The sequence below is a fragment of the Eisenbergiella sp. OF01-20 genome, assembly GCF_003478085.1.
Classification (GTDB): domain Bacteria; phylum Bacillota; class Clostridia; order Lachnospirales; family Lachnospiraceae; genus Eisenbergiella.
This window is the reverse complement of sequence record NZ_QUES01000024.1, coordinates 35,880-61,819: the sequence shown is the minus strand read 5'-3', so window position 1 is coordinate 61,819 and position 25,940 is coordinate 35,880. Positions and strand designations below refer to the sequence as shown.

The following is a 25,940-nucleotide window of genomic DNA, read 5'->3' as shown; positions in this document are numbered from 1 at the left end:
ATCGTGTTATTTATCCTGGTATTCGGAGTGATCGTCGTCGGGCATGAGCTGGGGCATTTCCTTCTGGCAAAAGCCAACGGCATCACGGTGGTGGAGTTCAGTGTGGGCATGGGTCCCAAGCTGCTTCGCTTTCATAAGGGGGGAACGGAATATTCGCTGCGTCTTTTTCCCATAGGCGGCGCATGTATGTTTGAAGGAGAAGACGGCCTTGACAGTGAAAAAGGTACGCCGTCGGAAGGAGCCTTCCCCAATGCCAGTGTATGGGCCAGGATTTCCACTGTATTTGCAGGCCCCTTCTTTAATTTTATTCTGGCTTATATCCTTGCCATGATTGTGGTCGGCTATGCAGGAAGTGACAAGCCGGTTATCAATGGGCTGATTGACGGCTATCCGGCCCAGGAAGCAGGGATGCAGCCGGGTGACGTGATCACAAGGATGAACGGGGAGCGGATATATGTGGCCCGGGAAATCTGGCTGAATACCTACGTGGGAGCAGGGGAAACCATGACGGTGGAGTTCCTGCGGGACGGTGAAAAGCATACCGCTGCCCTTGTGCCAAAATACAATGAAGAAGAAGACCGGTATCTGCTTGGCTTCAATGGATACGGAGAATACGTGGACTGCAGGAATGCAGGGATTTTTAAATACAGCTATTATGAAGTCCGTTACAGTCTGCGTGCTACCATAAAGAGCCTGGGGATGCTGATCCAGGGCAAGGCGAGCAAGGATGATATCTCAGGTCCTATCGGAGTGGCGCAGGTGATAGGAGAGGTAAAGGAACAGGCGGAGCCTTACGGTGTCTGGATGGTTATCCTGAACATGATAAATATCGCTTTGCTGCTCAGTGTAAACCTGGGTGTTATGAACCTGCTTCCCCTGCCGGCATTGGACGGCGGACGACTGGTATTCCTTATTATTGAGGCAATCCGGGGAAAACCGGTGCCCCCGGACAAGGAAGGCATGGTGCATTTTGCGGGGTTTGTGGTTCTGATGATCCTGATGGTCTTTGTTATGTTCAATGATATATCCCGGCTGCTGCGCTGAAGAAGCGGGCAGCGGAGGGAGAACGGAAATGGTCTGCATCAAGGCAGCGGCTTTTATCTTAACAGGAAAAAAGCCGCTGCTTTCGATTTGTTATCGTAAATCTTAATATTTTCGAAAATTTACTATAATTCCCTGCGGAAAGTTGACGAAGCCGGAAGAAGTGGGTACTATTAGATTAGACCTGTTGGAACGGACAGGCTTTAAACCATTAAGGGGAGGTATGTAAATATGAGATGGAATCAGATTCCATGGAAGAAAGATATTCTATGGAAAAAAGAAACTCAGCGGAATAAAAGCAATCCGGGAAAAAAGGGCAGGACGTTGGCGGCGGTTATGGCGGCAGTGCTCTGTATGACGGCATTGGCACCCGCAGGAGAAGTACATGCGCAGGAAGGCCCCGCAGGTTATGTGAGAAGCGTGTATACGAATGAATGGGTTCCCGCAGCCCAGGCCGCTTCCAGGCCCATTGCCATCATGATGCCCACGGACAAGGCGGCACAGCCGTCTTATGGAATCAGCCATGCCAAGGTGCTGTATGAGATTATGGAGGAAGGGGATATTTCCCGTCAGCTTGCCGTTATTGATGACTGGCAGGGGCTTTCCCGCATTGGAAATATCAGAAGCTGCCGTGCCTATTATATTCCCATCGCCACAGAATGGGATCCGATTCTAGTCCATTACGGCGGTGTGTGGTATATGGCTGACCGGATTGGTATGCCGGATATCAATAACCTGTCAGGAACCTTTGAATATGGTACCGGAGGAAGTGCGCCGGGAGCCAACGCTTTTTTCAGAAGTAATGACAGAAAGGCACCCCATAATGCTTATATCAGCGGCAGCGGCATTACCAACGCCTGTACCCAGCTGGGATATTCCCTGGCTCTGCGCCCCGAATTCTACAGCCCCAAACACTTTAATTTCGCTGCCGGCGTAAATACCCTGGCCCAATATGGTGCGGGGGCACAGACCGCCAACCAGATAAACCTGTCCAATGTATTCCCTTATACCAAGACCGGATTTACCTACAATGCGGCGGATGGCCTGTATTACAAAACGATACACGGAAAGGCCCATACCGATGCGTCCAATGGACAGCAGCTTGCTTTTGCCAATGTGATTGTGCAGAACACGAAATGGATGACTCTGGATGCAAAAGGATACCTTGCTTTCTATAATTTTGATACCACGGAGGACGGGTATTATTTTACGAAAGGTAAATGTATCCATATTACGTGGCAGAAAACGACGGATTACGGCCCTACCAGATATTTTGATGATGCCGGAAATGAAATCCAGATGAACGAAGGAAAAACATACATAGCGGTTGCCCAGAAGGGAAGAGCAGTGGGCTTTTCATAAGGGCGCATACCGGCAGGATGCCTGTCGGGTATGACAAAGCAAACAGGGAGAACGCAGGAAGGCGGGCCGGAAGATACGGCCGCTGTCCTGCGTTTTCTATTCCTGCGGATAGAGGGCCGGCAGACAAAGGGGCCATGAACCGTAACACTCTCCGGGTAGTTCATAAAAAGTTTATATTTACCGGTATTCCGAACGCTGAGGGATTATGCTATACTTATAGCAGTAAAGTTTCTAAAGAAAAGCGATTCTTAATTCAAAGTTATTCTTAATTTCAGGTCCGGTATACGGACAGACAAATCCTACGTATTCAATAATTATGAAAATAGAACAGGCCGGTCTTTTATCCCCGCGGTAAACCGGGCAGGGACTTTTGTGTTTCGCCCGGAGATTGGAATCGGCGGCGGAAGTGTACGGACACTGGCGGACGGAGAAATGCGGCAATTATGAAAAAGCGGAGAAAAAATGAAAAACAGGGAGCACAAGAAAAAAGAAAGGGCCTGGTAATTGGTTTTTTGCTGGGAATAGCAGCGGCAGCCCTGGCAGCGCGGCTTCCGTCCGGAGAAGCCTGGGCTAAAGATAAGGGAATCCCTGAAGCTTCGGAGTCGCCGTCCCTGACGGATGAGGGCTTTTTTCTGCCGGCAGAACAGGAATCCCTCATCCTGCGGGATCAGGATATGCGGAAGCTGCTTATCCGGAAAGGCAGCGTGTATGAGGCAAAGGGTTCGGTATTTGTAGAGATTCCCTGGGAGCTGATCGGGAAAGAAGGGCATCTGGCAGTGGGGGTATCTGTGGAAAACAGGAAAACCGGTACGGAAGAAAACCTGCAGTTTTCCTGTACCGGCGGACGGTAAGAAAAGATTGACAGCCGGCTGCAGGTTACATAATATGGAAGTAGTGAAAACAACAGAAAGGAGATCTTTTTATGGCAGTTACCTATAATGAGTCCACAAAAATTTTCACCCTGCAGACAGCAGAGACCACCTATCAGATGATGGTGGGAAGATATGACATTTTACAACATCTGTATTACGGAAAGCGGGTGGACGGAAGCACCATGGAATATCTGCTCTGGGGAACGGATGTCGGATTTTCCGGGAATCCCTACGAAGCGGAGGGGGACAGGACGTTTTCCCTGGATACGCAGCCTCAGGAATACCCATCGCAGGGAGTGGGGGATTACCGTACGTCCTGTCTGGAGGTGGTAAACCCGGACGGCAGTATGGCGGCCGATTTCCGTTATGTATCCCATGAGATAACTAAAGGGGCTTATACAATCACCGGGATGCCCGCTGTGTATGATGAGGAAGGGAACAACTCCCTCGGGAGCACCACCCTTTCCATCCTTTTAAAGGATGCGTCCACCGGTTTGGAGCTGGTACTGAAATACGGGGTATTCGAAAAGGAGGATGTGATCACCCGGGCGGCGGAACTGCGGAATTCCACGGAAGGAACCGTTTCCCTGGAGAAAATGCTGTCTGTATGTCTGGACATGCCTTTCGGAGAGTGGGATATGATCCATTTCCATGGAAGACATGCAATGGAGAGGCAGACGGAACGCACACCACTTTGCCACGGAACGGTTTCCTTTGGGAGTAAACGGGGTACCTCCAGCCATCACCACAATCCGTCCCTGCTTCTGTGCACGCCCCAGACGACGGAAGATGCGGGGGACTGCTATGGAATGACTTTTGTATACAGCGGCAATTTCATTGCCGGGGCCGAAGTGGAACAAATGGGACAGACCCGTGTATTCATGGGAATCCATCCGGAATCCTTCTGTTTCCGACTGGCACCGGGAGATACTTTTGAGACGCCCCAGGTCATTATGAGCTATTCGGATAAAGGCTTTACCGATTTGTCCCATAAATTCCACAAAATTATCAGGGACCATATCTGCAGGGGAAAATACAAATATGCGAGAAGGCCTGTGCTGATCAATAATTGGGAGGCCACATACTTTGATTTTAATGAAGAGAAAATCCTGAAGATTGCATCCCAGGCGGCAGAGCTGGGAATTGAAATGCTGGTGCTGGATGACGGCTGGTTCGGGAAGAGAAACGGCGACTGCTCCGGCCTGGGCGACTGGTTTGTGAATCCGGATAAACTGCCGGAGGGCCTTTCCGGCCTGTCTGAAAAGATCAATGCCATGGGTATGAAATTCGGCCTCTGGTTTGAACCGGAGATGATATCCGAGGACAGCGAACTGTACAGGGCACACCCTGACTGGGCCTTACGGATACCGGGAAGAAAACCCAACCGCAGCCGGTTCCAGCTGGTTCTGGATATGTCACGCCGGGATGTGAGGGATTATCTGTTTGAACGGATGTCTGATATCCTCAGTAATGCCCGGATCGATTATGTAAAATGGGATATGAACCGCAGTATGTGTGACATTTACAGTGCCGCACTTCCGGCGGAGCGTCAGGGAGAGGTGTACCACCGCTGTATTCTGGGCGTATATGAGCTTCTGGAAAGGCTGACTTCCGCCTTCCCGGATCTTATGATTGAAGGCTGCAGCGGAGGCGGAGGAAGATTTGATGCCGCCATGCTTTATTATTCCCCCCAAATCTGGTGCAGTGATGATACGGATGCAGTGGAACGGCTGGAAATCCAGTACGGAACCTCCTTCCTGTATCCCATTGGAACCGTAGGTTCCCATGTTTCCGCCTGTCCCAACCATCAGACCGGAAGAATTACGCCCTTCCATACAAGAGGCGTGGTAGCGATGGCGGGGAGCTTCGGCTATGAGCTGGATCTGAACACCCTTCCCCAGAACGAAAAGGAAGAGGTGAAAAAACAGGTTTCCGATTATAAGAAATATTACGAACTCATCCATCAGGGCGCATATTACCGGCTGAATGGAGCCGGAGCATTCCATGGACAAGAGTTCGTGGCCTGGTCTTTTGTATCGGAGGATAAAAAGCAGGCTCTTGTTAATCTGGTAATCACCCATACCCGTGCGAACAGCAAGCCGGTATTTATCAAGCTGAAAGGTCTGGATGCTGCCGCTGTTTATCGGCTGGAGGATGGAAGGTGCTTAAGCGGAAGCGCCCTGATGAATGCCGGAATCTGCATTCCTTCCGCCTCCGGGGAATACAGAGCGGTGCAGTTTGAATTAAACGCGCAATAAGCTGTTGTTCCGAAGGATACCAGCCGTATGCCGGTAAAAAGGTCTGATTCCGTCTGTTCCTTTCTCGCTGCCGACCGGGCAGAAGGGAAGGGGCCGGCGGCACCAGGCTTTTTTGCCGTATTCCATAAGGATGTTGCCGGGCCCTTTTTGCCGTCTGCCATATTACATCAATTTTTACCTTTGCCAAAACCACCGGGTAAGGGTATAATAAATACGATTGGATTGGAGACAAAATAGTATGATACAGGAAATTTTCAGGCTTTATGCAGAACGAAGCTCCTTTTTCGGGGAGCTGATCCTGCAGCATATACGCATTGCGGGTATTTCCGTGGCAATATCCCTGCTTTTGGGCCTTGTCATCGGGGTGCTCATCAGTGAATTCCGGAAGCCGGCCCAGATTATAATGAATATCATTAACGTATTGTATACGATACCTTCTATTTCCATGCTGGGATTTCTGATCCCTTTTACGGGAATCGGAAACAAAACGGCAATTATTGCCCTGAGTATATACGGCCTGCTGCCTATCGTGCGCAATACCTATACGGGAATCAGCACTATCCAGCCCTTCCTGACGGAGGTGGCGGCCGGGATGGGCAGCACCAGGCTGCAGATCCTGTTCCGGGTAAAGCTGCCTTTGGCCCTGCCGGTGATCCTTGCAGGTGTGAGAAGCATGGTAGTGATGACTATTTCCCTGAGCGGTATCGCTTCCTATATCGGGGCGGGCGGCCTGGGTGTGGCTATTTACAGAGGGATAACCACGAATAATGCGGCCATGACCTATGCGGGAAGTATACTGATCGCCCTTGTGGCGCTGATTTCCGACCGGCTGATATATCTGCTGGAAAAGAAGATTCCCTGGAGCGACGGGGCGAGAGGCAGAAGGGAGCAGCAGGCATGAGTGTGATTTCACTGACAGATATAACGGCAGCCTATGGGAAGAAAGGGGTGCTGGAGCATTTTAACCTGGACATCACACAGGGAGAGTTTGTCATGCTTATCGGTACTTCCGGCTGCGGAAAAACAACGGCTCTCAAGCTGATGAACGGCCTTTTGAAGCCAAACGCAGGCCGGGTGATGGTGAATGGTAAAGATCTGGCGGATACCGATCTCACCGAACTTCGCAGAAAATTGGGGTATGTGGTGCAGGAGACCGGGCTCTTTCCCCATTTAACTATTGCAAAAAATATTTCTTATGTGGCCGATTTATCCCGGAAAAAGGATAAGAAAGCGGTGAAGGAGAGGGTGAACCGGCTGCTGGAGTTGGTGGAGCTGCCGGAAGAGGTGCTAAGAAGATATCCGGACGAACTTTCGGGCGGCCAGAAACAGCGTGTGGGTATAGCAAGGGCATTGATGAATTCACCGGAAATCCTGCTGATGGACGAACCCTTCGGCGCGGTGGATGAGATTACCCGGCGCAGGTTGCAGGAGGAAATCGGCAGGATTCACCGCCGGCAGAAGGAAACCATTGTTTTTGTTACCCATGATATCGACGAAGCACTGCGTCTCGGTACCCGTATTGTGGTTATGGATGAGGGCAGGATTATCCAGGACGGGCCGCCGGAGGAAATCAGGGCGAATCCGGCCACGGATTTTGTGAGAAAGCTGATATCGGACAGGGCATAAGCAGCTGTGTGCGTAACGGCGGATGCAAAGAAGAAAGGACATATAAGGATGAAAAAGAACAGGATATTTTTGGCGGCGGTATTGCTTGCCATTGGAACACTGGCAGGGTGCGGGAAAGAAAAGGAGCCGGTCAGAATTGCATCGAAGCCGATGACGGAGCAGTACATCCTCACGGAAATCATTGGGCAGCTTATTGAGAATGATCTGGATGTCCCGGTGGAAATCATCAAAGGGATCGGCGGCGGAACCACCAATATCCAGCCGGCACTTCTCAAAGGGGATTTTGATTTATACCCGGAATATACCGGGACGGCCTGGATGACAGTGCTGAAGCATGAGAAGGAAGAGGATTCCGATATGCTGTATGAGAACCTGCAGAAGGATTACCAGGACATGGGACTGACCTGGAGCGGCCTGTACGGCTTCCAGAATTCCTACGTTCTGGCGGTGAGAAAGGAAGCGGCGGACAGCTATTCGCTGGAAACCTTCAGCGACCTGGCAGCAGCATCCGGGAACCTGATTTTCGGAGGAAACCCGGATTATATGGAAAGGGAGGATGGATATCCCATGATCTGCGAAGCTTATGGAATGGATTTCAAGGGAACCGTGGATGTGGATATCGCTTTGAAATATCAGGCTATGGCCAATGGTGAAATCGACGTCACCAATGCATTTACCACCGATGCCCAGCTGGCAGCGGCCGATGTGAAGCTTCTGGAGGATGATAAGAGCCTGTTTGCAACCTATTATGCCGGTACCGTAGTCCGGACGGATACGCTGGAGAAATACCCGGGACTGGCCGATACGCTGGAAAAGCTTACGGGACAGATTTCCGATGAGGAAATGCGTAATATGAACTATCAGGTAGAGGTGGAAGGCAGGGACGAAAAAGAAGTCGCCAAAGAATTCCTTGTTGAAAAAGGCCTTATCACTAAATAGCAGAGGGAGAGCTTATGTACAGAGATCATACCAGAAAAGTAAAAATAGGGGATCGGGTAATCGGCGGAGGCAGCCCGGTGCTGATTCAATCCATGACAAATACACGGACGGAGGATGTGGAAGCCACTGCGGCGCAAATCCTCCGCCTGGAGGAGGCGGGCTGTGATATTATCCGCAGTACGGTCCCGAATATGGAAGCGGCAAAGGCGATTGGGGAGATCAAGAAAAGAATCCATATCCCGCTTGTGGCGGATATCCATTTTGATTATAAGATGGCGATTGCCGCGATGGAAAACGGCGCGGATAAGATACGTATCAATCCCGGGAATATTGGTTCCAAAGAGAATGTGGCTGCGGTGGTAAGTGTGGCGAAGGAAAGAAATATCCCCATCCGTGTCGGCGTAAACAGCGGCTCCCTGGAGCGTCAGCTGGTGGAAAAATACGGAGGCGTCACGGCTGAAGGTATTGTGGAGAGCGCCCTGGATAAGGTGAAAATGATCGAAGATCTGGATTATACCAATCTGGTTATCAGTATCAAATCCTCCGATGTGCTCATGTGCATCAAAGCCCATGAGATCCTGGCGGAGAAAACGGATTATCCCCTGCATGTAGGGATAACGGAGGCAGGGACGCTGTGGAGCGGAAATATCAAATCCTCCATAGGCCTGGGAATTATCCTTTATGAAGGAATCGGTGACACCATTCGTGTTTCCCTCACAGGGGATCCGGTGGAAGAAGTGCGTTCAGCCAGGCTGCTGCTGCGTACGCTGGGCCTTCGTAAGGGAGGGATAGAAGTGGTGAGCTGCCCTACCTGCGGCAGAACCAAAATCGATCTCATCGGCCTGGCCAACCAGGTGGAGGCCATGGTGGCCGATATCCCGCTGGACGGGATCAAGGTGGCGGTCATGGGATGTGCGGTGAACGGACCGGGAGAGGCCAGGGAAGCGGATATCGGAATCGCAGGCGGCGTCGGAGAAGGGCTGTTGATTAAAAAAGGAGAAATTATCCGTAAGGTCCCGGAAGAAGATCTGCTTTCGGTTCTCCGCGACGAACTGCTGCATTGGGAGGCATAAATGGCAAAGGCTTTTTTTGAAGTATTCCCCGGATTAAAACTGGACAGCAAGCTGAAAAGCCTGCTTGAGCAGACCCGGATAGAGCGGGTGACGGCAACGAAGCAGAAGGACTTTGTGCGGGTCTATCTGACCAGTGAGAGACTGATACAGAAGGATACGATTTTTACGGTGGAGAAGGAGATTAAGAAGCAGCTTTTCTCCGGATGTAACATAACCATCAAAATATATGAAAAATACTGTCTTTCGTCCCAGTATAACCCGGAGAAGCTCCTGGAGGTCTACAGGGACAGCATCCTGCTGGAGCTGCAGGAGTACAGCCATTTGATGTACAGTATGTTCAAAAATGCGCAGGTTCTCTTCCCGGAGGAAGGGCGCATGAACCTGTGTATTGAGGATACTGTTCTCGCAAGGACAAAAAGTGAGGAACTGACCCGTATTCTGGAAAAAATTTTCTTTGAACGCTGCGGCCTGCCTGTGAATGTATTTGTGGAGTACCGGGAAGCGAGAACCGGCAGATTTAAGGAAGAGGATGATATTTTTATCGCCCGCAGGGTGGCGGAAATCGCCGCTCGCTTTACCGGGTCGGGAAACCGGAGCGGCCAGGAGGGGGAAGGCTATCAGGAAATGCCTGCCGCTCCGGCTTTTGCGCAGAACGGCGGCCAGGCGGATCCCCGGAATGCGGATACCGCTTATGAAGCTTACCTGGCGGCATCGGCAAAGGAGAACGGAGCCAAAGCCGGTCAGGGGGCACCCTTCGACGGAGGAACGGTAAAGGGCAGGGCGCCCGGCACCGGAACTGTCCTCAAGGAAGCGAAGCCTTCTTCCGGTACGGGGCTGGAGGGGAAGACCTTTGCCGGCAGAAAGTCGGGCGGCTTTGGCAGAGGCAAAGGTAAATTCAAGGGAGACGGTGACTTCTTTAAGTCTGCCAAGCGCTCGGATAATCCCGATGTGCTTTATGGCAGGGATTTTGAAGAAGAAGCCATCGCCATTGAAGATATTATGGGAGAAATCGGCGAAGTAGCCATCCGGGGTAAAATCCTGAACATGGATAAAAGAGAGATCAAGAACGAGCGGACTATCCTTATTTTTGATGTGACGGATTTTTCCGATACCATGACGATAAAAATGTTCGCTAAAAACGAGCAGGTGGCGGAGATCTGCGAAGGCATCAAACCCGGTGCATTTGTGAAAATCAAGGGAATCACCATGATTGACAAGTTCGACGGAGAACTGACCATCGGTTCCATTGTAGGTGTTAAGAAAATCAGCGATTTTACGCACAGCCGTATGGATCACAGCGTCCGGAAGCGGGTGGAGCTGCACTGTCATACCAAAATGAGCGATATGGACGGGGTATCGGAAGCCAAGGATATTGTTAAGAGAGCATATCAGTGGGGCCATCCAGCTATCGCCATCACGGATCACGGTGTGGTCCAGTCCTTCCCCGACGCCAATCATCTCATTGACGATTTGTGGAAAGCAGAAAAAAACAAGCGTAAGGAAGCCGGCGATCCCAATCCTGACAAAAATGATTTTTTCAAGGTCATATATGGGGTGGAGGCTTATCTGGTAGATGATTTGAAGGAAATCGTCACGAATGGAAAGGGACAGCCCCTGGCGGGCAGCTATGTGGTATTTGATATTGAAACCACAGGTTTTTCCCCGATTAAAAACAGGATTATTGAAATCGGCGCGGTTAAGGTTATAAACGGGGAGATCAGGGACCGTTTTTCCACCTTTGTGAATCCCAAAGTGCCGATTCCTTTTGAAATCGAAAAGCTTACCGGCATCAATGACGAAATGGTCATGGATGCGCCTGCGATTGAAGAGGTGCTTCCCCGGTTCCTGGAATTTTGCGAAGGGACCGTGCTGGTGGCCCACAATGCCAGCTTTGATATCAGCTTCATCCGGGAGAATGCGGAAAGACAGAGCCTGCCCTTCGATTATACATACGTGGATACTGTCGGGATTGCCCGGGTGCTTCTGCCTCACCAGGCCAAGCATACGCTGGATGCGGTATGTAAAAGCCTGGGTATTTCCCTGGAAAACCATCACCGCGCCGTAGATGATGCCGAGGCCACTTCGGAGATTTTCATCAAGCTGTCGGACAGACTGCTGAAGGAGGATGTGGATACCCTGGCGAAGGTAAATGCCCTGGGTGATTCCAATCCGGATATTGTGAAAAGGCTGCCCACCTACCATGCGATTATCCTGGCCAAAAATAATACGGGAAGGGTGAATCTGTATAAACTGATATCGGAATCCCATCTGACCTATTATGCCAAAAGGCCTCGTGTGCCCAAAAGCCTGTTCCAGGAGTGCAGGGAAGGGCTGATATTGGGAAGCGCCTGTGAAGCGGGCGAACTGTACCGTGCCCTGCTGGATGAAAAAAGTGATGCGGACATTGCCAGAATCGTAAATTTTTATGATTATCTGGAAATACAGCCCTCCGGCAACAATAAATTCATGATCAACGAGGAAAAGATCCGGAATATCAATTCCATAGAGGATATACAGGAAGTGAATAAACGCATTGTGGCCCTGGGAGAGCAGTACAATAAGCCTGTTGTGGCTACCTGCGATGTGCATTTCCTGGATCCGGAGGATGAGGTTTACCGCCGGATCATCATGGCGGGCAAGGGCTTTAAGGATTCCGATGATCAGGCCCCTCTGTATCTTCGCACCACAGAAGAAATGCTGGAGGAATTCCAGTACCTGGGAAGCGACAAGGCGGAAGAGGTGGTGATAACCAATACCAACCTGATTGCGGATCAGATAGAATCCATCTCGCCGGTACGGCCGGATAAGTGTGCCCCGGTCATCCCGGACAGTGACAAGACGCTGACGGATATCTGTTACAATAAAGCGCATGAAATGTATGGGGAGGAGCTGCCCCCCATCGTGGAAAAACGTCTGGAAAAGGAATTGAACTCCATTATTACCAATGGGTTTGCCGTTATGTATATCATCGCCCAGAAGCTGGTGTGGAAATCGGTGGAGGACGGTTATCTGGTAGGCTCCCGCGGTTCCGTAGGATCCTCCCTGGTAGCGTTTATGGCGGGGATAACGGAGGTAAACGCCTTAAGCCCGCACTATTATTGCCTGAAATGCCATTACAATGACTTTAATTCCCCCGATGTGAAAGCGTATACCGGCAAGGCCGGCTGCGATATGCCGGACAAATACTGTCCGGTATGCGGGGAACCGCTGGAAAAAGACGGCTTTGACATTCCTTTCGAAACCTTTCTCGGTTTTAAAGGGGATAAGGAACCGGATATTGACCTGAACTTTTCCGGGGAGTATCAGAGTAAGGCCCATAAATATACAGAAGTAATTTTCGGTGCCGGACAGACCTTCCGTGCGGGGACGATCGGTACCCTGGCGGATAAAACAGCCTTTGGTTATGTGAAGAACTATTATGAGGAACGGGGCTCCAAGAAAAGGACCTGTGAAATCAATCGGATCGTAACCGGCTGTACCGGCATACGCAGGAGTACCGGGCAGCATCCCGGCGGTATTATCGTACTTCCTCTCGGTGAAGAAATCAACTCCTTTACCCCGGTGCAGCACCCCGCCAACGATATGACAACGGATACGGTAACCACCCATTTTGATTACCATTCCATCGACCATAACCTGCTGAAGCTGGATATCCTGGGACACGATGATCCCACCATGATCCGTATGCTCCAGGACCTGACGGGGGTGGATCCCACCACAATCCCTCTGGACGATCCCCAGGTCATGTCCCTGTTCCAGAATACCGGGGCGCTTGGCATTACTCCGGAGCAGATAGACGGCTGTCTGCTGGGCGCGTTGGGCATACCGGAGTTCGGTACGGAATTTGCCATGCAGATGCTTCTGGATACCAAGCCCACCTCCTTTTCCGATCTGGTGCGTATCGCGGGACTGGCCCATGGTACGGACGTATGGCTGGGCAACGCCCAGACACTGATTAAGGAAGGAAAAGCCACTATTTCCACCGCAATCTGCACCAGGGATGATATCATGCTCTATCTCATTGAGATGGGTGTGGAAAGCAGCCTTGCCTTCACTATCATGGAAAGTGTGCGGAAAGGAAAGGGCCTGAAGCCGGAAATGGAAGAGGCCATGCTGGCGGCTGATGTGCCGGACTGGTATATCTGGTCCTGTAAGAAGATTAAATACATGTTCCCGAAGGCCCACGCTGCGGCATATGTTATGATGGCCTGGCGTATTGCCTATTGTAAGGTGAATTATCCGCTTGCCTATTATGCGGCGTTTTTCAGTATCCGTGCATCCGCGTTTTCCTATGAACTCATGTGCCAGGGACAGAAGCATCTGGAACAGGTTATGGCGGACTATAAAAGGCGTAGTGACGTACTTTCCAAAAAGGAACAGGATGCGGCAAGGGATATGAAGGTGGTACAGGAAATGTATGCAAGAGGCTTCGAATTTGTGCCCATAGATATTTTCTCGGCACAATCCCGGAGCTTTCAGGTGGTGGACGACAAAATCATGCCTTCGCTGAACAGTATAGATGGTCTGGGTGAAAAAGCGGCGGATGCCATTGTGGAAGCGGCAAAAGACGGCCCCTTCCTTTCCAAGGATGATTTCCGGCAGCGCACGAAGGTTTCCAAGACGGTGGTGGATTTGATGGATGATCTGAAGCTTTTGGGAGATTTGCCGGAATCCAACCAGATCAGCCTGTTTGATTTTGCCATATAATCAGAACTTCCGGGGCCGGACAGCCTGATGAACAGGCGCCGGTCCCTGTTTTAAATCGGAGCGGTAACCGGGAGGAGATGGAGATGGGGATTACATGGAAAGGTCTGGAAGGATTTTCTAAAGTAGAACCAATTACTAAAGGCTGGTCGGAAGATAAGAAATACTGTGTGACCGCAGAGGACGGAACTCGTATGTTCCTGCGTATTTCAGATATTTCCGGGATTGAGAACAAAAGGGCGGAGTACCGCCGGATGGAGAGACTATACGACTCGGGGGTTCCTGTACCGCAGCCGCTTGCGTTTGGGACGTTTGATGCAGGAAAAATCTGCTATTCCCTGTCGGCGTGGATTGACGGGGCGGACGCCGAAGAAGCCATGCCTCTTATGTCCGCGGCGGAGCAGTATGACCTGGGCCTGAAGGCAGGGAAGATTTTGCGTTTGGTCCACAGGCTGGCTGCGCCTGCTGACTCCGCAGACTGGGAACAACGTTACTTTGCGGTAATAGAGGAAAGAATAGAAGCCTATCGTGCCAGCGGAATTACATTTAAGGACAGTGATGTTGTCCTGGAATATCTGGAACGTAACCGGGCTTTATTGCACGACCGTCCGCAATGCTTTCTGCACGGGGATTATCATGAAGGTAATTTATTGGTTGGTACCGACAGTGAAATTTATGTAGTTGATCTGCTTGATGAGGGATTTGGGAATTACGGCGATCCATGGTATGATTTTAAGACCTTCGGAGAAAATGACAATGCCTGTTTTTCTACCGGACTTGTCCGCGGCTATTTTGGCGGGGAACCGCCGCTGTTGTTTTGGGAGACGTTAACCTGCTATATTGTTACCGCCGCGCTCACATCCATAGTGTGGGTGAAATATCATAATCCTGCTGAACTGCCGGAAACGCTGCGTTGGAATGAAGAAAACGCCCGGTGTCTGAAAGAAGGGCGCTCCCCTTTAAGAAAATGGTATCTCAAAGATTTTTATATCCAATACACGGACGGTGTTCCCTTTAAACTCAAGGCCCCGTTTGATTTTTCCTTTCTTAGCAAATACGGCAGGGTTTTCAAGGTTTATGATAACCAGGATTCAGGTAACATCTGTTTTGGCGTAACAGACGGCAGACGTAAGTATTTTATTAAATTTGCAGGTGCACCGACAGACAGGGCTTGTATAAGCAGCGGGGAGGCGGTTGCAAACCTGAAACGTACCGTACCCGTTTATCGGGACTTGGCACATCCGAACCTTATCACGCTGGTTGCATCCGAAGAAATCGGCGGCGGGTTTGCCATGATATTCGAATGGGCTGAAGCGGAGTGTATGCATCCGATGTATCCGCGTTCCCGGGAAACGTTTTTAAAGATGACAAGGGAAACCAGGCATCAGGTTTTCGAGGATATTCTTACATTTCATATTCATGCAGCAAAGAAGGGATATGTGGCTATTGATTTTTATGATGGCAGCATTATGTATGACTTCGGCAATCATAAGACCGTAATCTGTGATGTGGATTTTTACGCGAAAGCTCCCTATCGGAATCAAATGGGAAGATTGTGGGGCAGTTCACGATTTATGTCCCCGGAAGAATATCAGCTCGGAGCGGCCATAGATGAAATTACCAATGTTTATGCCATGGGTGCGGGTGCGTTTGCGTTGTTCGGCAATGACCGGGATAAGGGTATGGAAGGATGGACAGAAAGCAAAGAATTATTCCTTGTGGCACAAAAAGCGGTCAGCAAGGAACGCGATAAGCGGCAGCAATCGATACAACAGCTGCTGGAGGAGTGGAGGGATGCAAGAGGTAAGATTCGGGAAGAGGGATGAAATAAGGCCGCCGTGTCCCACTGGTATCAGATAAAAGGTAGTTCACAAAAAAAAGGTCAGGATTTTGAAAGAAGAGGTCAAATTTCAGCAAGAAATCTTTATATATTATGAATATAATGGAACTTATAAAACTGGAAACGGATTATAAGGAGGGCATATGATCAAGATAATCGACAATAAAATCTGCCGCAGGCAGGACAAGGAGCTTCTTATTATCGAACCCTGGGGGCCTGACAGCCTGCGCGTGCGGGCCACTCAGAACCACACCTTTAACAAGGAGGAAGAAACCTCCGCGCTGCTCCCGGCGCTTCCCTGTTCGCCGGAAATAAAAACAGACGGTAAAAGCGCATCTATTGTAAACGGCAAAATCCGATGCGAGCTTATGGTTACCGGGAAACTTAAATTTTTTAACCAGAAGGGAGAACTGCTTCTGGAGGAATTTGACAGAAACCGTTTCCGGGAAAATGTGGAGGGGGAGTTCAACAGTGCCCTGGAAATCAGCCCCCGGACATTTACGCCCATCATGGGAACCGATAATTATAAACTGGCGGTACGCTTTGAGCCGAATGACGGGGAAAAAATATACGGAATGGGCCAGTATCAGCAGCCATACATGGATATGAAGGGCTGTGTGGTGGAGCTTGCCCACCGCAATTCCCAGGCCAGCGTGCCCTTCGCCCTTTCCAATAAAGGGTACGGTATGCTCTGGAACAATCCCGCCATAGGCAGCGTTACCTTTGGAAAGAACCTGACGGAGTGGACTGCGCTTTCAACCAGACAGATGGATTACTGGATCACGGCGGGAGACACGCCGGCTGCAATCGAAGAGTCCTATGCGGACGCCACGGGAAAGGTTCCCATGATGCCGGATTATGGCTGCGGCTTCTGGCAGTGTAAGCTGCGTTATCAGACCCAGGAGGAGCTTCTTGAGGTGGCGAGGGAATATAAGAGAAGAGGCCTTCCCATTTCTGTCATCGTGGCGGATTATTTTCATTGGCCCCATCAGGGCGATTGGAAATTCGATAATGATTACTGGCCGGATCCCAAAGCTATGGTGGAAGAGCTGGAAAGCATGGGCATTAAGCTCATGGTATCCATCTGGCCTACGGTGGACGGGGAGAGTGAAAACTTTAAGGAAATGGAAGAACTGGGCTTTTTAAGCCGTAATGATTACGGAAAGAGAATGCATCAGCTGGGAGACGCCGCTATTTTTGACCCCACCAATCCGGATGCCAGAAAATTCGTATGGAGCAAGATAAAGAAAAATTATTATGAGGATGGTATCCGCATTTTCTGGCTGGATGAAGCGGAACCGGAATTCACCAATTATGAATATGGCAACCACCGGTTTTACATGGGATCCGACCTGGAAATCGGGAATATTTTCCCCAGGGAATATGCCAGGATGGCCTACGAAGGCATGGAAGAGGAAGGACAGGGAAACATCGTCAACCTTCTTCGCTGTGCATGGGCAGGCAGCCAGAAATACGGCGCCCTCGTGTGGTCGGGGGACATTGACTCCAGCTTCCGTTCCTTAAGAAGCCAGCTGGCGGCCGGCCTTAATATGGGACTGGCGGGAATTCCCTGGTGGACAACGGATATCGGCGGCTTCCATGGCGGTAATATATATGATGAAGATTTCAAGGAGGTTCTGGTAAGATGGTTTGAATTCGGAGCTTTCTGTCCCGTTTTCCGTCTCCACGGTTTCCGTGAACCCTTCAAGGAACCCCTGGGAACCACCGGAGGCGGGAAATCCATCAGCGGTGCGGAAAACGAAGTATGGAGCTATGGGGAAGAGGTATATGAAATCTGCAGGAAATATTTAAGGCTGCGCGAGAAAATGCTTCCTTATGTCAAACGTCTGATGGCACAAGCCCATGAAAAGGGAACACCCGTTATGAGGCCGCTGTTCTATGATTTCCCGGAAGATACAAAATGCTGGGAAACAGAGGACGAATACATGTTTGGCCCGGAGATCCTTGTGGCGCCCATTTTGTATGAGAAACAGAGGGAAAGAACGCTGTACCTGCCTTCCGGAGAATGGCGCGGCTTACAGGACGGCAGACTTTATCAGGGCGGCTGCACGGTTACCTGTGATGCGCCTGTGGATGCCATTCCGGTTTTTGTGAAAAAGGGATGTCTGGAAGAATTAACATTTTAAAAGGAATGAGTGAATATGGACTTTGTAAAAGTAAAAGGGAAAGAATTTTATTATAAAGGGAAACCAATCCTGTTTTCCGGGCTTGGAGTGGGATCCTGGCTGAATATGGAGCATTTTATGCTGGGGCTGCCCGGCACGGATACCCAGATCAGAAAGACCTTTTCCCAGGTACTGGGAAAAGAGGATGGAGAAGCTTTTTTCGATTCGTTTATCCTGAATTTCCTTACCGGGGAGGATTTCCGATTCCTGAAGGAATCGGGAGTCAACCTGCTGCGGGTTCCCTTCAGCTACCATCTGTTTATCGATGATGAGAATCCCCATACCTATAAGGAGGAAGGTTTCCGCTACCTGGACAGGCTGTTGGCCCTGTGCAGGGAATACGAAATTTTCCTCATGCCGGATTTACATACGACTCCCGGCGGCCAGAATCCCGATTGGCATTCCGATAATATGACGGGAGTTCCCCAGTTCTGGCATTTCCGTATTTTCCAGGAACAAATCAGGGATCTGTGGAGGGCCATAGCGGAACGATATAAAGAAGAGCCTTTCCTTTTGGGATACGATCTTCTGAACGAGCCGTTTCTGATGCCAAAAAAGGAGGGCGTCCTGAACGCCTTTCTGGAGGAAGTGACAAAAGCGGTGAGAGAGGTGGATCCCAATCATATCATCTTTATCGAAGGTGATTTCTTTTCCATGGATTTTACGGATATCCGCCTTCCCCGGGATGAACAGACGGCTCTTACCTTCCATTTCTATCCTACCGTATGGGATAAGGATCTGATGAATAAGGATTATGACGCCGCAGAAAGAATCCGTAAAATGGACGAGCAGCTGGGAGGCTTTGCTGCTCTCAGGGATACCTTCAACCGTCCGGCACTCTGCGGGGAAGCGGGAGTGGATATCAAAAAAGAGGATCTGCCGTTTACCATGCAGCTGTTGGACGAGACACTTGGGCTGTTTCAGAAGCACAGCCTTTCCTGGACGCTATGGAGCTATAAGGATGCGCAGTGGATGGGGCTTGCTTATCCGGGATCCCATACCGGATGGATGAAGCTTGCTTCCCGGATCCGTGAGAAATGGTCTCATTACGGGCAGATGCAGATTGCGGACGAAATCATGGAGGAAATGGGCAGAAGATATACCGGTCCTATTTCCCGGGAACTGAAATATGAGCTGCAGTTCCAGTTGAGGGGCGTCCTTTACCGCATGGAAGAGGAATATATCCTCAAACCGGCACTTCAGGAATTTACCCGTGACGAAATCATGGCCATGCCGGAATCCTTCCGTTTTGAAAACTGTGAGTTCTATGAGGAATACCGGGAACTCCTGAAACGATATTCCTGGAAGTAAATACAGATACGGCTCAACCGATATCAAACAGACCGGGAATCCCCGGAAACCGCACAACAGGCAGTTGTTTTAACTGCAAAAAGAGTCCGTGCCGGTTCGGAAAAGGCAGAACTGGTACGGCGCCCGGCCTGAAAAAACTGGCAGAAAATACTGTAAAAATTTTTTGAAAAAAGTACTTGCTTTTTTTGGTAACTTGTTATAATATATACAAGTGCCACGCGGGAAGCAAGCCTGTGGGTAACAATGGCTCGTTGGTCAAGCGGTTAAGACGCCGCCCTCTCACGGCGGAATCAGGGGTTCGATTCCCCTACGAGCTGCTGACTATTTTGAAAAGAATAGCCCAACCCGAAAGAAGTGCTGTAGACATTACGTTTACAGTTCTTTTTTTATTATTTTATCTTCAATTCCGACAGCAGCTGGGCGCAGTCAATCATTCCCTGCTTGTATGCGAGATCAATGAGCTTGCCGCAGCAGCTGTTATGGCAGTCCATCAGCTGTTCCACCATATCATGATATTCTTCAGGTAGGTTACGGTAGCATTCCACAGCCGCGTCCCTTTCTTCTTCTCCCAGCTTCTGGTACTCCTTATCATTTAAAAAGACATCCTGCAGCCAGCCGGATACTGCACAATCTGTTATCTCATCCAACATTTTTATTCCCTCCTGCCTGCTTCGGACATTCCGGAAATCAGAGACTGGCGGTATGTCCGGAAAAACAGTTTTTTCGGCATGTGACTATATACAGTCTACCACGACACGATAAAATAGTCCATATAATTGTAGTAAAATTCCATGATATTATAACAGTTTCTGTAACAGTGCAGCCGGCCTTTTCTGCCCTGCGTCCTCCCCTGATCCCCCTCCCTGTGTTTCCATGGGGCGGCGTTTTTTGCGTCACATTTTAACAAAAAGGAAACAGGCATCTATATTGACAAAAATTAAATGTGTGCATACAATAGTTGCAGATGCAATAATTGTAATAGAAAATGGAGGCAATATGAAACGTTTACTTTCCTACATGAAAAAGTACAGGGCAGCTACGGCCCTGGCAGTATTTTGTATTGTTCTGGAAACCTTTCTGGAGTTGATAATCCCTCTCATCATGGCAGATATGGTGGATGTGGGAATCGCCAACGGGGATAAGGCTTATATTTTTGAAAAAGGATTCCTGATGGCGGCCTGTGCGGTGGTTTCCATGGTCCTGGGGGCCGGAAGCGCCAGATTTGCCGCGGTATGCGGGCAGGGGGTGGGTGCGGAAATCCGTAAGGATGAATACCGCAGGCTGCAGCAGTTTTCCTTTGCCAACACGGATCATTTCCGGACGTCCTCCCTGGTAACCAGGCTTACCGGGGATGTGACCAACATACAGAATTCCATATCCACAGGGATGCGGCCTGCCTGCAGGGCACCGGTAATGATGATAACCGCAGTCGCTGTATCCTTTTACATCAACAAAGAACTGGCGGTAGTATTCCTGGTAGCGGCACCGGTTCTGGGAATCCTTTTGTTTGCCATTATCAGTCATGTACGTCCGCTTTATGCAAAAATGCAGAAGGCCGTGGATCTGGTGAACCGCATCATCCAGGAGAACCTCACCGCCATCCGGGTGGTAAAGGCCTATGTGCGGGGGGATCATGAACTGGCTAAGTTTGAAGAGGTGAATAGCGGCCTGCGGACTACCTCGGAGAAGGCGTTCCGGGTAGCATCCTTAAATATGCCTGCCATGCAGCTTGTCATGTATACCACCATTTTGTGTATCCTGTGGTTCGGCGGAAATCTGATTCTGGCGGGCGGCATGAAGGTGGGGGAACTGACCGGATTTTTAAGCTATGTCCTGCAGGTACTGAATTCTCTTATGATGATATCCAATGTATTTATGATGTTCACCCGTTCCCTTACTTCCTGGAGGCGTATCACAGAAGTGATGGATGAAAAAATTGACATCACGGAGGAAAATGCAAGGGACATTACGGTGGAAAAAGGGGATATCGTATTTGACCATGTATATTTTAAATACAGCAGCCAGGCGAAGGAATATGTGCTTTCCGACATTTCCTTCCAGATAGAAGCCGGTCAGACGGTCGGCATCATCGGAAGAACCGGCGCTGCCAAAACCACACTGGTGCAGCTGATTCCCCGGCTTTACGATGTGACGCAGGGGCAGATCCTCATTGACGGCCATCCGGTGCAGGAATACCCTCTTAAGCCGCTGCGGGACTCCATCGCTGTGGTGCTTCAGAAAAACACCCTTTTTTCCGGTACGGTAAAAGATAACCTGCGGTGGGGAAAAGAGGATGCCACGGAAGAAGAAATTACGGAAGCCTGCCGGGCTGCCTGTGTGGATGAATTCATAGGCAGACTGGAGAACGGGTACGATACGGATCTGGGGCAGGGCGGTGTCAATGTTTCGGGAGGACAGAAGCAGAGGCTGTGTATCGCCAGGGCTTTGCTGAAAAAGCCCAAAGTGCTCATCCTGGATGATTCCACCAGCGCCGTGGATACGGCCACGGAGGCGAAAATCCGGGAAGGAATTGCAGAGAGCCTTCCGGGAACCACGAAGATTATTATTGCCCAGAGGATTTCCTCCGTTGCCCATGCAGATAAGATCATTATTCTTGAGGACGGGACGATCCATGCGGTCGGTACACATAAAGAACTTCTGGAAATTAACCTTATTTATCAGGAAATTTACCAGTCCCAACAGGAAGGAGCTGATTTGTAATGGCAAAATATAATGGATATGCACGTCCCAGGGATCAGAAAAAAACCATGAAAAAAATGCTCCATTATATGGGGATATACAAATGGTCCGTCGTTCTGGTGGCCTTGCTGGTGTGCATCAGCAGCCTTGCTAATATTTTAGGGACCTATATGCTCAAGCCGGTCATCAATGAATATATCCTTCCGGGAAATATACCCGGACTCATCCGTATTATTGCGGTAATGGCGGTCATGTATGGGTGCGGTGCGCTGGCAACCCTTGGCTATAATCAGCTTATGGTCCATACCTGCCAGAAAATCGTAAGCCGCATCCGGCGCGATTTGTTCGAACATACCCAGGAGCTTCCTGTTTCTTATTTTGATGCCCACACCCACGGGGAGCTGATGAGCCGGTTCACCAACGATGTGGATACCCTGACAGAGGCTCTCAACAACAGCTTTACCCTTTTAATCCAGAGCTTTATTGTGGTTACAGGTACCATAGCCATGTTGATTATCCTGAATTTCAGATTGTCCCTGATTGTAATCGCTTTCCTCATTCTCATGTTTTTGTTTATCCAGTTTAACGGAAAGCGCAGCAAGAAGTATTATCTGGCACAGCAGAAATATCTGGGCAGTATCAACGGCTTTGTGGAGGAAATGGTGGGCGGCCAGAAGGTGGAAAAAGTTTTCAACCACGAGGAGCAGGATTTTGAGGAATTCTGTAAACGGAATGAAGCGCTCAGGCAGGCATCAACAAAGGCGTTATCCTATTCCGGCATGATGGTTCCCACCATAGTCAGCCTTTCTTATTTTAATTATGCGGTGTCGGCCTGTGTGGGAGGGATGTTTGTCCTGTCGGGCCTTATGGATTTGGGCAGCCTGGCTTCCTATCTGGTATACGTAAGACAGAGCGCCATGCCTATGAACCAGTTCACCCAGCAGATTAATTTCCTGCTGGCAGCCCTGTCCGGTGCGGAGCGTATCTTTGAAATGATGGAGGAAGAGCCGGAACTGGATGAAGGCAGGATTACCCTGTGCCATGTAAAGGAAAAGGACGGCCGGCTGGAGGAAAACGGAGAGGAGGGCCGGGATTATGCCTGGAAGGTGCCCCATGAGGATGGTACCTTCGAACTGGTTCCTTTAAAAGGAGATGTCCGGTTTATGGATGTGGTGTTCGGCTATACGCCGGAAAAGAAAATACTGAACAAAATCAGCCTCTATGCCAAGCCCGGCCAGAAGATTGCCTTTGTGGGATCCACGGGTGCCGGTAAAACCACAATTATCAATCTGATTAACCGGTTTTATGAAATACAGAGCGGTACCATCACGTATGACGGACTGGATATCCGGGATATCCGTAAGAAAGATCTGCGCCGTTCCCTGTCTATGGTCATCCAGGATACCCATTTATTTACCGGGACCATAGCCGAAAATATCCGGTACGGGCGGCTGAAGGCCGGAGAGGAGGATATCCGGGAGGCGGCAAGGATAGCCAATGCGGATTCCTTTATCCGGAGGCTGCCGGAGGGATATGACACCATGCTCCACAGTGACGGATCCAACCTTTCCCAGGGCCAGCGTCAGCTGCTTGCGATTGCCAGAGCCGCGATATCCCGGCCTCCGGTACTGATTCTGGACGAAGCTACCAGCTCTATTGATACCCGGACGGAAAGGCTGATCGAAAAGGGGATGGATTCCCTGATGGAGGGAAGGACCGTGTTTGTCATCGCCCACAGACTGTCCACTGTGCGCAATTCCAAAGCTATTATGGTTCTGGAGCAGGGAGAGATTATTGAAAGGGGCGATCACGAGGAGCTTCTTGCGCAGAAGGGGCGCTATTACCGGCTGTACACCGGACAGTTTGAACTGGAATGACAGGAACAATCGTGCTACAATACAAGCAGGGAAGGGAGTGATATGGGTATGGATATGGATATAAAACAATCCATTCTTTCCATGGAGAAGCGGGAAATAAGGGAAGCTATGGTGGAGATGGAAATTGCCAGGAAACGGATCCTGCAGCCTTTTTTTCAGGATTTGGGGTTATCACCGGGGCAGCCGCGTATTCTGAACAGACTTTACGAAAAGGATCATGTAACGCAGCGGGAACTGGCGGACAGATGCTTTATGGACGTGGCAACGATGTCCAGGAATCTGGATCGTCTGGAAGAAGCGGGTTACATTACCCGGGAGAAGCATCCCGACTGCCGGCGTTCCTTTCTGATTGTCCTGACACAGGAGGGAAGAAACAGGGCAGCACAGGTATCGGAAGATTTCCGGCTCATCGACGAACGCATATGGCAGGGGCTTACGGAGCAAGAAATGACGGCATTTCTTTCCTGCGCCAGGAAAATCATTAATAATCTGAGTATTGATTCGGAAAAAGCAAACATTCCGCGGGAATAAATCACCGGGGCGGCACACTGTATTCCATACAGCATGCCGCCCCGACAGGGTTTCCGGTATTCCGGGTTTACAGGCTGATCCAGCCGAAGGTATTTGCCACAGAACTTATCAGGATAAGAAGTATGAGGATCGGCGCCACATATTTAATGAGCAGCGTATACAGCTTTTCACTTTTAAAAGGTGCCGAATGCTTTACTTCTTCGGCAATTGCTTTCGGTTTTACCACATATCCCACAAAGATACAGGTGAATAAAGCGACCAGCGGCATGAGCACGCTGTTAGTCAGGAAATCAAAGAAATCCAGTATGGACAGGCCCAGGGGCGCCAGCCAGGAAAGCACACCGAACCCGAGGGAAGAAGGGATTCCCATAACCATGGCAAAAGCCATCACCAGCAGGCAGGCCGGTTTCCTTTTTATATGGAATTTATCCTGAATGATGGACACCACCGTTTCCATTAACGAAATGGATGAGGTCAGTGCGGCGAACAGAACCAGCAGGAAAAATACGAAGCCCAGCAGCTGACCGGCACGCATGCTGGAGAAAACCTTGGGAAGCGTGATAAACATCAGGCTGGGACCGGAGGAAAGGATGTCCCTGTTCCCGCCGGAAAAAACAAATACGGAAGGAATGATAATCATGCCGGAGACAAAAGCAATTCCCGTGTCAAACAGTTCAATGCTGCGCACGGAGGATTCTATATTTTCCGTTTTGGGCATGTAGGATCCATAGGTGATCATAATTCCCATAGCCAGTGACATAGAATAGAACAGCTGCCCCATGGCGGCCAGTACACAGGTTACGGAAAATTCCGAAAGGTCAGGCTTGATATAATAAATCAGCCCTTCCATGGCCCCGGGACGGGTGATGACATAGAAGGCGATGCCGATGGAAAGGACGACCAGGACCGGCATCAGGATTTTGCTGGCCTTTTCAATTCCTTTTTCCACGCCGAGCATGACAATGAAGGCGGTAGCCGCAATAAAAAGGAAAAGCCAGAAAAGAGGCTCCCCCACGCCGCCGATAAAAGCGGTGAAGAACGTATCTAACGTTGCTGCAGTTCCCTGCCCTGTCAGGTAGACCGATAAATATTTAGCCACCCATCCGCCGATTACACAGTAATACGGGAAAATGAGGATGGGGACAATACTTGAAAGCAGGCCCAGAAAGGAAAACCTTTTATTGAGGGAGGTAAAGGCATAAAGCGTGCTTTTTCCGGTTTTCCTCCCCAGGGCAATTTCCGTAAGCATGAGAGAAAAGCCGAAGGTAACAGCCAGAATCAGATAAATCAGCAAAAACGTTCCCCCGCCGTATTTGGCGGCCAGATAAGGAAAACGCCAGATGTTTCCCAGTCCTACTGCGGAGCCTGCGGCTGCCAGAATAAAGCCGATACGGCTGGAAAAAGAATTCTTTTGTTCGTTCATATTGGTAAATCCCCCTGTATAATAGGTAAGTATTAGCACGGGAACCGTATGGGATACGGTACCGTGGCAAAGCTATATTCTAGCATATTAAACCGGAAGAAGGAAGCCCCAGCCGAAGAAAAACCCCGGTTTTCCCGGAAATTAGCGCTTGCGTTTTGTATACAATGGTGCTATAGTATTATATGGTTAATATAGTT

17 protein-coding genes and 1 tRNA gene are annotated in these 25,940 nt (G+C 50.0%); 16 read left to right on the top strand and 2 right to left on the bottom strand.

Annotated features, from left to right (window positions below):
* Nucleotides 1-3: 3 nt before the first annotated feature.
* The 13 genes from rseP to DXA36_RS22315 all read left to right on the top strand — a co-directional run bounded on the left by rseP (nucleotide 4) and on the right by DXA36_RS22315 (nucleotide 19,529).
* Entirely contained in the window at nucleotides 4-1,044 is a 1,041-nt protein-coding gene (gene rseP, locus DXA36_RS22385) for an RIP metalloprotease RseP (RefSeq protein WP_330425091.1), read from the top strand.
* Nucleotides 1,045-1,272: 228 nt separating this feature from the next.
* A complete protein-coding gene (locus tag DXA36_RS22380) occupies nucleotides 1,273-2,403 on the top strand; it encodes a DUF3048 domain-containing protein (RefSeq protein ID WP_243114716.1) in 1,131 nt (376 codons plus the stop codon).
* Nucleotides 2,404-2,846: 443 nt separating this feature from the next.
* Nucleotides 2,847-3,254 carry a hypothetical protein gene (locus DXA36_RS22375; RefSeq protein WP_118681669.1) on the top strand — a complete coding sequence of 136 codons (408 nt, stop codon included), beginning with the start codon at nucleotides 2,847-2,849 and terminating at the stop codon, nucleotides 3,252-3,254.
* A gap of 71 nt (nucleotides 3,255-3,325) precedes the next feature.
* Nucleotides 3,326-5,533 (top strand): alpha-galactosidase, encoded by a 2,208-nt coding sequence (locus DXA36_RS22370; RefSeq protein WP_118681668.1) that lies wholly within the window; start codon nucleotides 3,326-3,328, stop codon nucleotides 5,531-5,533.
* Between the two features lie 238 nt (nucleotides 5,534-5,771).
* Nucleotides 5,772-6,434, top strand: coding sequence for an ABC transporter permease (locus DXA36_RS22360; protein ID WP_118681666.1), 663 nt, complete (start codon nucleotides 5,772-5,774; stop codon nucleotides 6,432-6,434).
* Nucleotides 6,431-7,159 carry an ATP-binding cassette domain-containing protein gene (locus DXA36_RS22355; RefSeq protein ID WP_118681665.1) on the top strand — a complete coding sequence of 243 codons (729 nt, stop codon included), beginning with the start codon at nucleotides 6,431-6,433 and terminating at the stop codon, nucleotides 7,157-7,159. Before DXA36_RS22360 ends, DXA36_RS22355 begins: the two co-directional genes overlap by 4 nt.
* 48 nt (nucleotides 7,160-7,207) lie before the next feature.
* The gene (locus DXA36_RS22350; protein WP_182479216.1) at nucleotides 7,208-8,098 is read left to right on the top strand and encodes a glycine betaine ABC transporter substrate-binding protein; all 891 of its coding nucleotides are present in this window, start codon (nucleotides 7,208-7,210) and stop codon (nucleotides 8,096-8,098) included.
* Between the two features lie 14 nt (nucleotides 8,099-8,112).
* On the top strand, nucleotides 8,113-9,171 hold the full coding sequence (gene ispG, locus DXA36_RS22345) for a flavodoxin-dependent (E)-4-hydroxy-3-methylbut-2-enyl-diphosphate synthase (RefSeq protein ID WP_118681664.1): 1,059 nt from the start codon (nucleotides 8,113-8,115) through the stop codon (nucleotides 9,169-9,171).
* Nucleotides 9,172-13,878 (top strand): PolC-type DNA polymerase III, encoded by a 4,707-nt coding sequence (locus DXA36_RS22340; protein ID WP_118681663.1) that lies wholly within the window; start codon nucleotides 9,172-9,174, stop codon nucleotides 13,876-13,878. It begins immediately after the preceding gene.
* Nucleotides 13,879-13,961: 83 nt separating this feature from the next.
* A complete protein-coding gene (locus DXA36_RS22335) occupies nucleotides 13,962-15,701 on the top strand; it encodes an aminoglycoside phosphotransferase family protein (RefSeq protein WP_182479215.1) in 1,740 nt (579 codons plus the stop codon).
* Nucleotides 15,702-15,858: 157 nt separating this feature from the next.
* Nucleotides 15,859-17,862, top strand: coding sequence for a glycoside hydrolase family 31 protein (locus DXA36_RS22330; protein ID WP_118681661.1), 2,004 nt, complete (start codon nucleotides 15,859-15,861; stop codon nucleotides 17,860-17,862).
* Between the two features lie 15 nt (nucleotides 17,863-17,877).
* On the top strand, nucleotides 17,878-19,212 hold the full coding sequence (locus DXA36_RS22325) for a glycoside hydrolase family 5 protein (protein WP_118681660.1): 1,335 nt from the start codon (nucleotides 17,878-17,880) through the stop codon (nucleotides 19,210-19,212).
* 245 nt (nucleotides 19,213-19,457) lie between these two features.
* Nucleotides 19,458-19,529: transfer RNA gene (locus DXA36_RS22315), tRNA-Glu, on the top strand.
* A 72-nt stretch (nucleotides 19,530-19,601) separates the two neighbouring features.
* On the opposite strand, the gene DXA36_RS22310 is transcribed toward DXA36_RS22315, so the two are convergent.
* Complete coding sequence (locus DXA36_RS22310; protein ID WP_118681658.1) at nucleotides 19,602-19,862, bottom strand: hypothetical protein; 261 nt, start codon at nucleotides 19,860-19,862, stop codon at nucleotides 19,602-19,604.
* A gap of 346 nt (nucleotides 19,863-20,208) precedes the next feature.
* Here DXA36_RS22310 and DXA36_RS22305 point away from each other — a divergent pair, with 346 nt between their 5' ends.
* The 3 genes from DXA36_RS22305 to DXA36_RS22295 are packed head-to-tail and all read left to right on the top strand — an operon-like array spanning nucleotide 20,209 to nucleotide 24,320.
* Nucleotides 20,209-21,933, top strand: coding sequence for an ABC transporter ATP-binding protein (locus DXA36_RS22305; protein WP_118681700.1), 1,725 nt, complete (start codon nucleotides 20,209-20,211; stop codon nucleotides 21,931-21,933).
* Nucleotides 21,933-23,789 carry an ABC transporter ATP-binding protein gene (locus DXA36_RS22300; RefSeq protein WP_118681657.1) on the top strand — a complete coding sequence of 619 codons (1,857 nt, stop codon included), beginning with the start codon at nucleotides 21,933-21,935 and terminating at the stop codon, nucleotides 23,787-23,789. Before DXA36_RS22305 ends, DXA36_RS22300 begins: the two co-directional genes overlap by 1 nt.
* Before the next feature lie 42 nt (nucleotides 23,790-23,831).
* Nucleotides 23,832-24,320, top strand: a complete 489-nt coding sequence (locus tag DXA36_RS22295) for a MarR family winged helix-turn-helix transcriptional regulator (RefSeq protein WP_243114715.1) — start codon at nucleotides 23,832-23,834, stop codon at nucleotides 24,318-24,320.
* Nucleotides 24,321-24,387: 67 nt separating this feature from the next.
* Here the strand turns inward: DXA36_RS22295 and DXA36_RS22290 are convergent, their stop codons facing one another.
* Nucleotides 24,388-25,743, bottom strand: coding sequence for a sodium-dependent transporter (locus DXA36_RS22290; RefSeq protein WP_118681656.1), 1,356 nt, complete (start codon nucleotides 25,741-25,743; stop codon nucleotides 24,388-24,390).
* Nucleotides 25,744-25,940 lie beyond the last annotated feature (197 nt).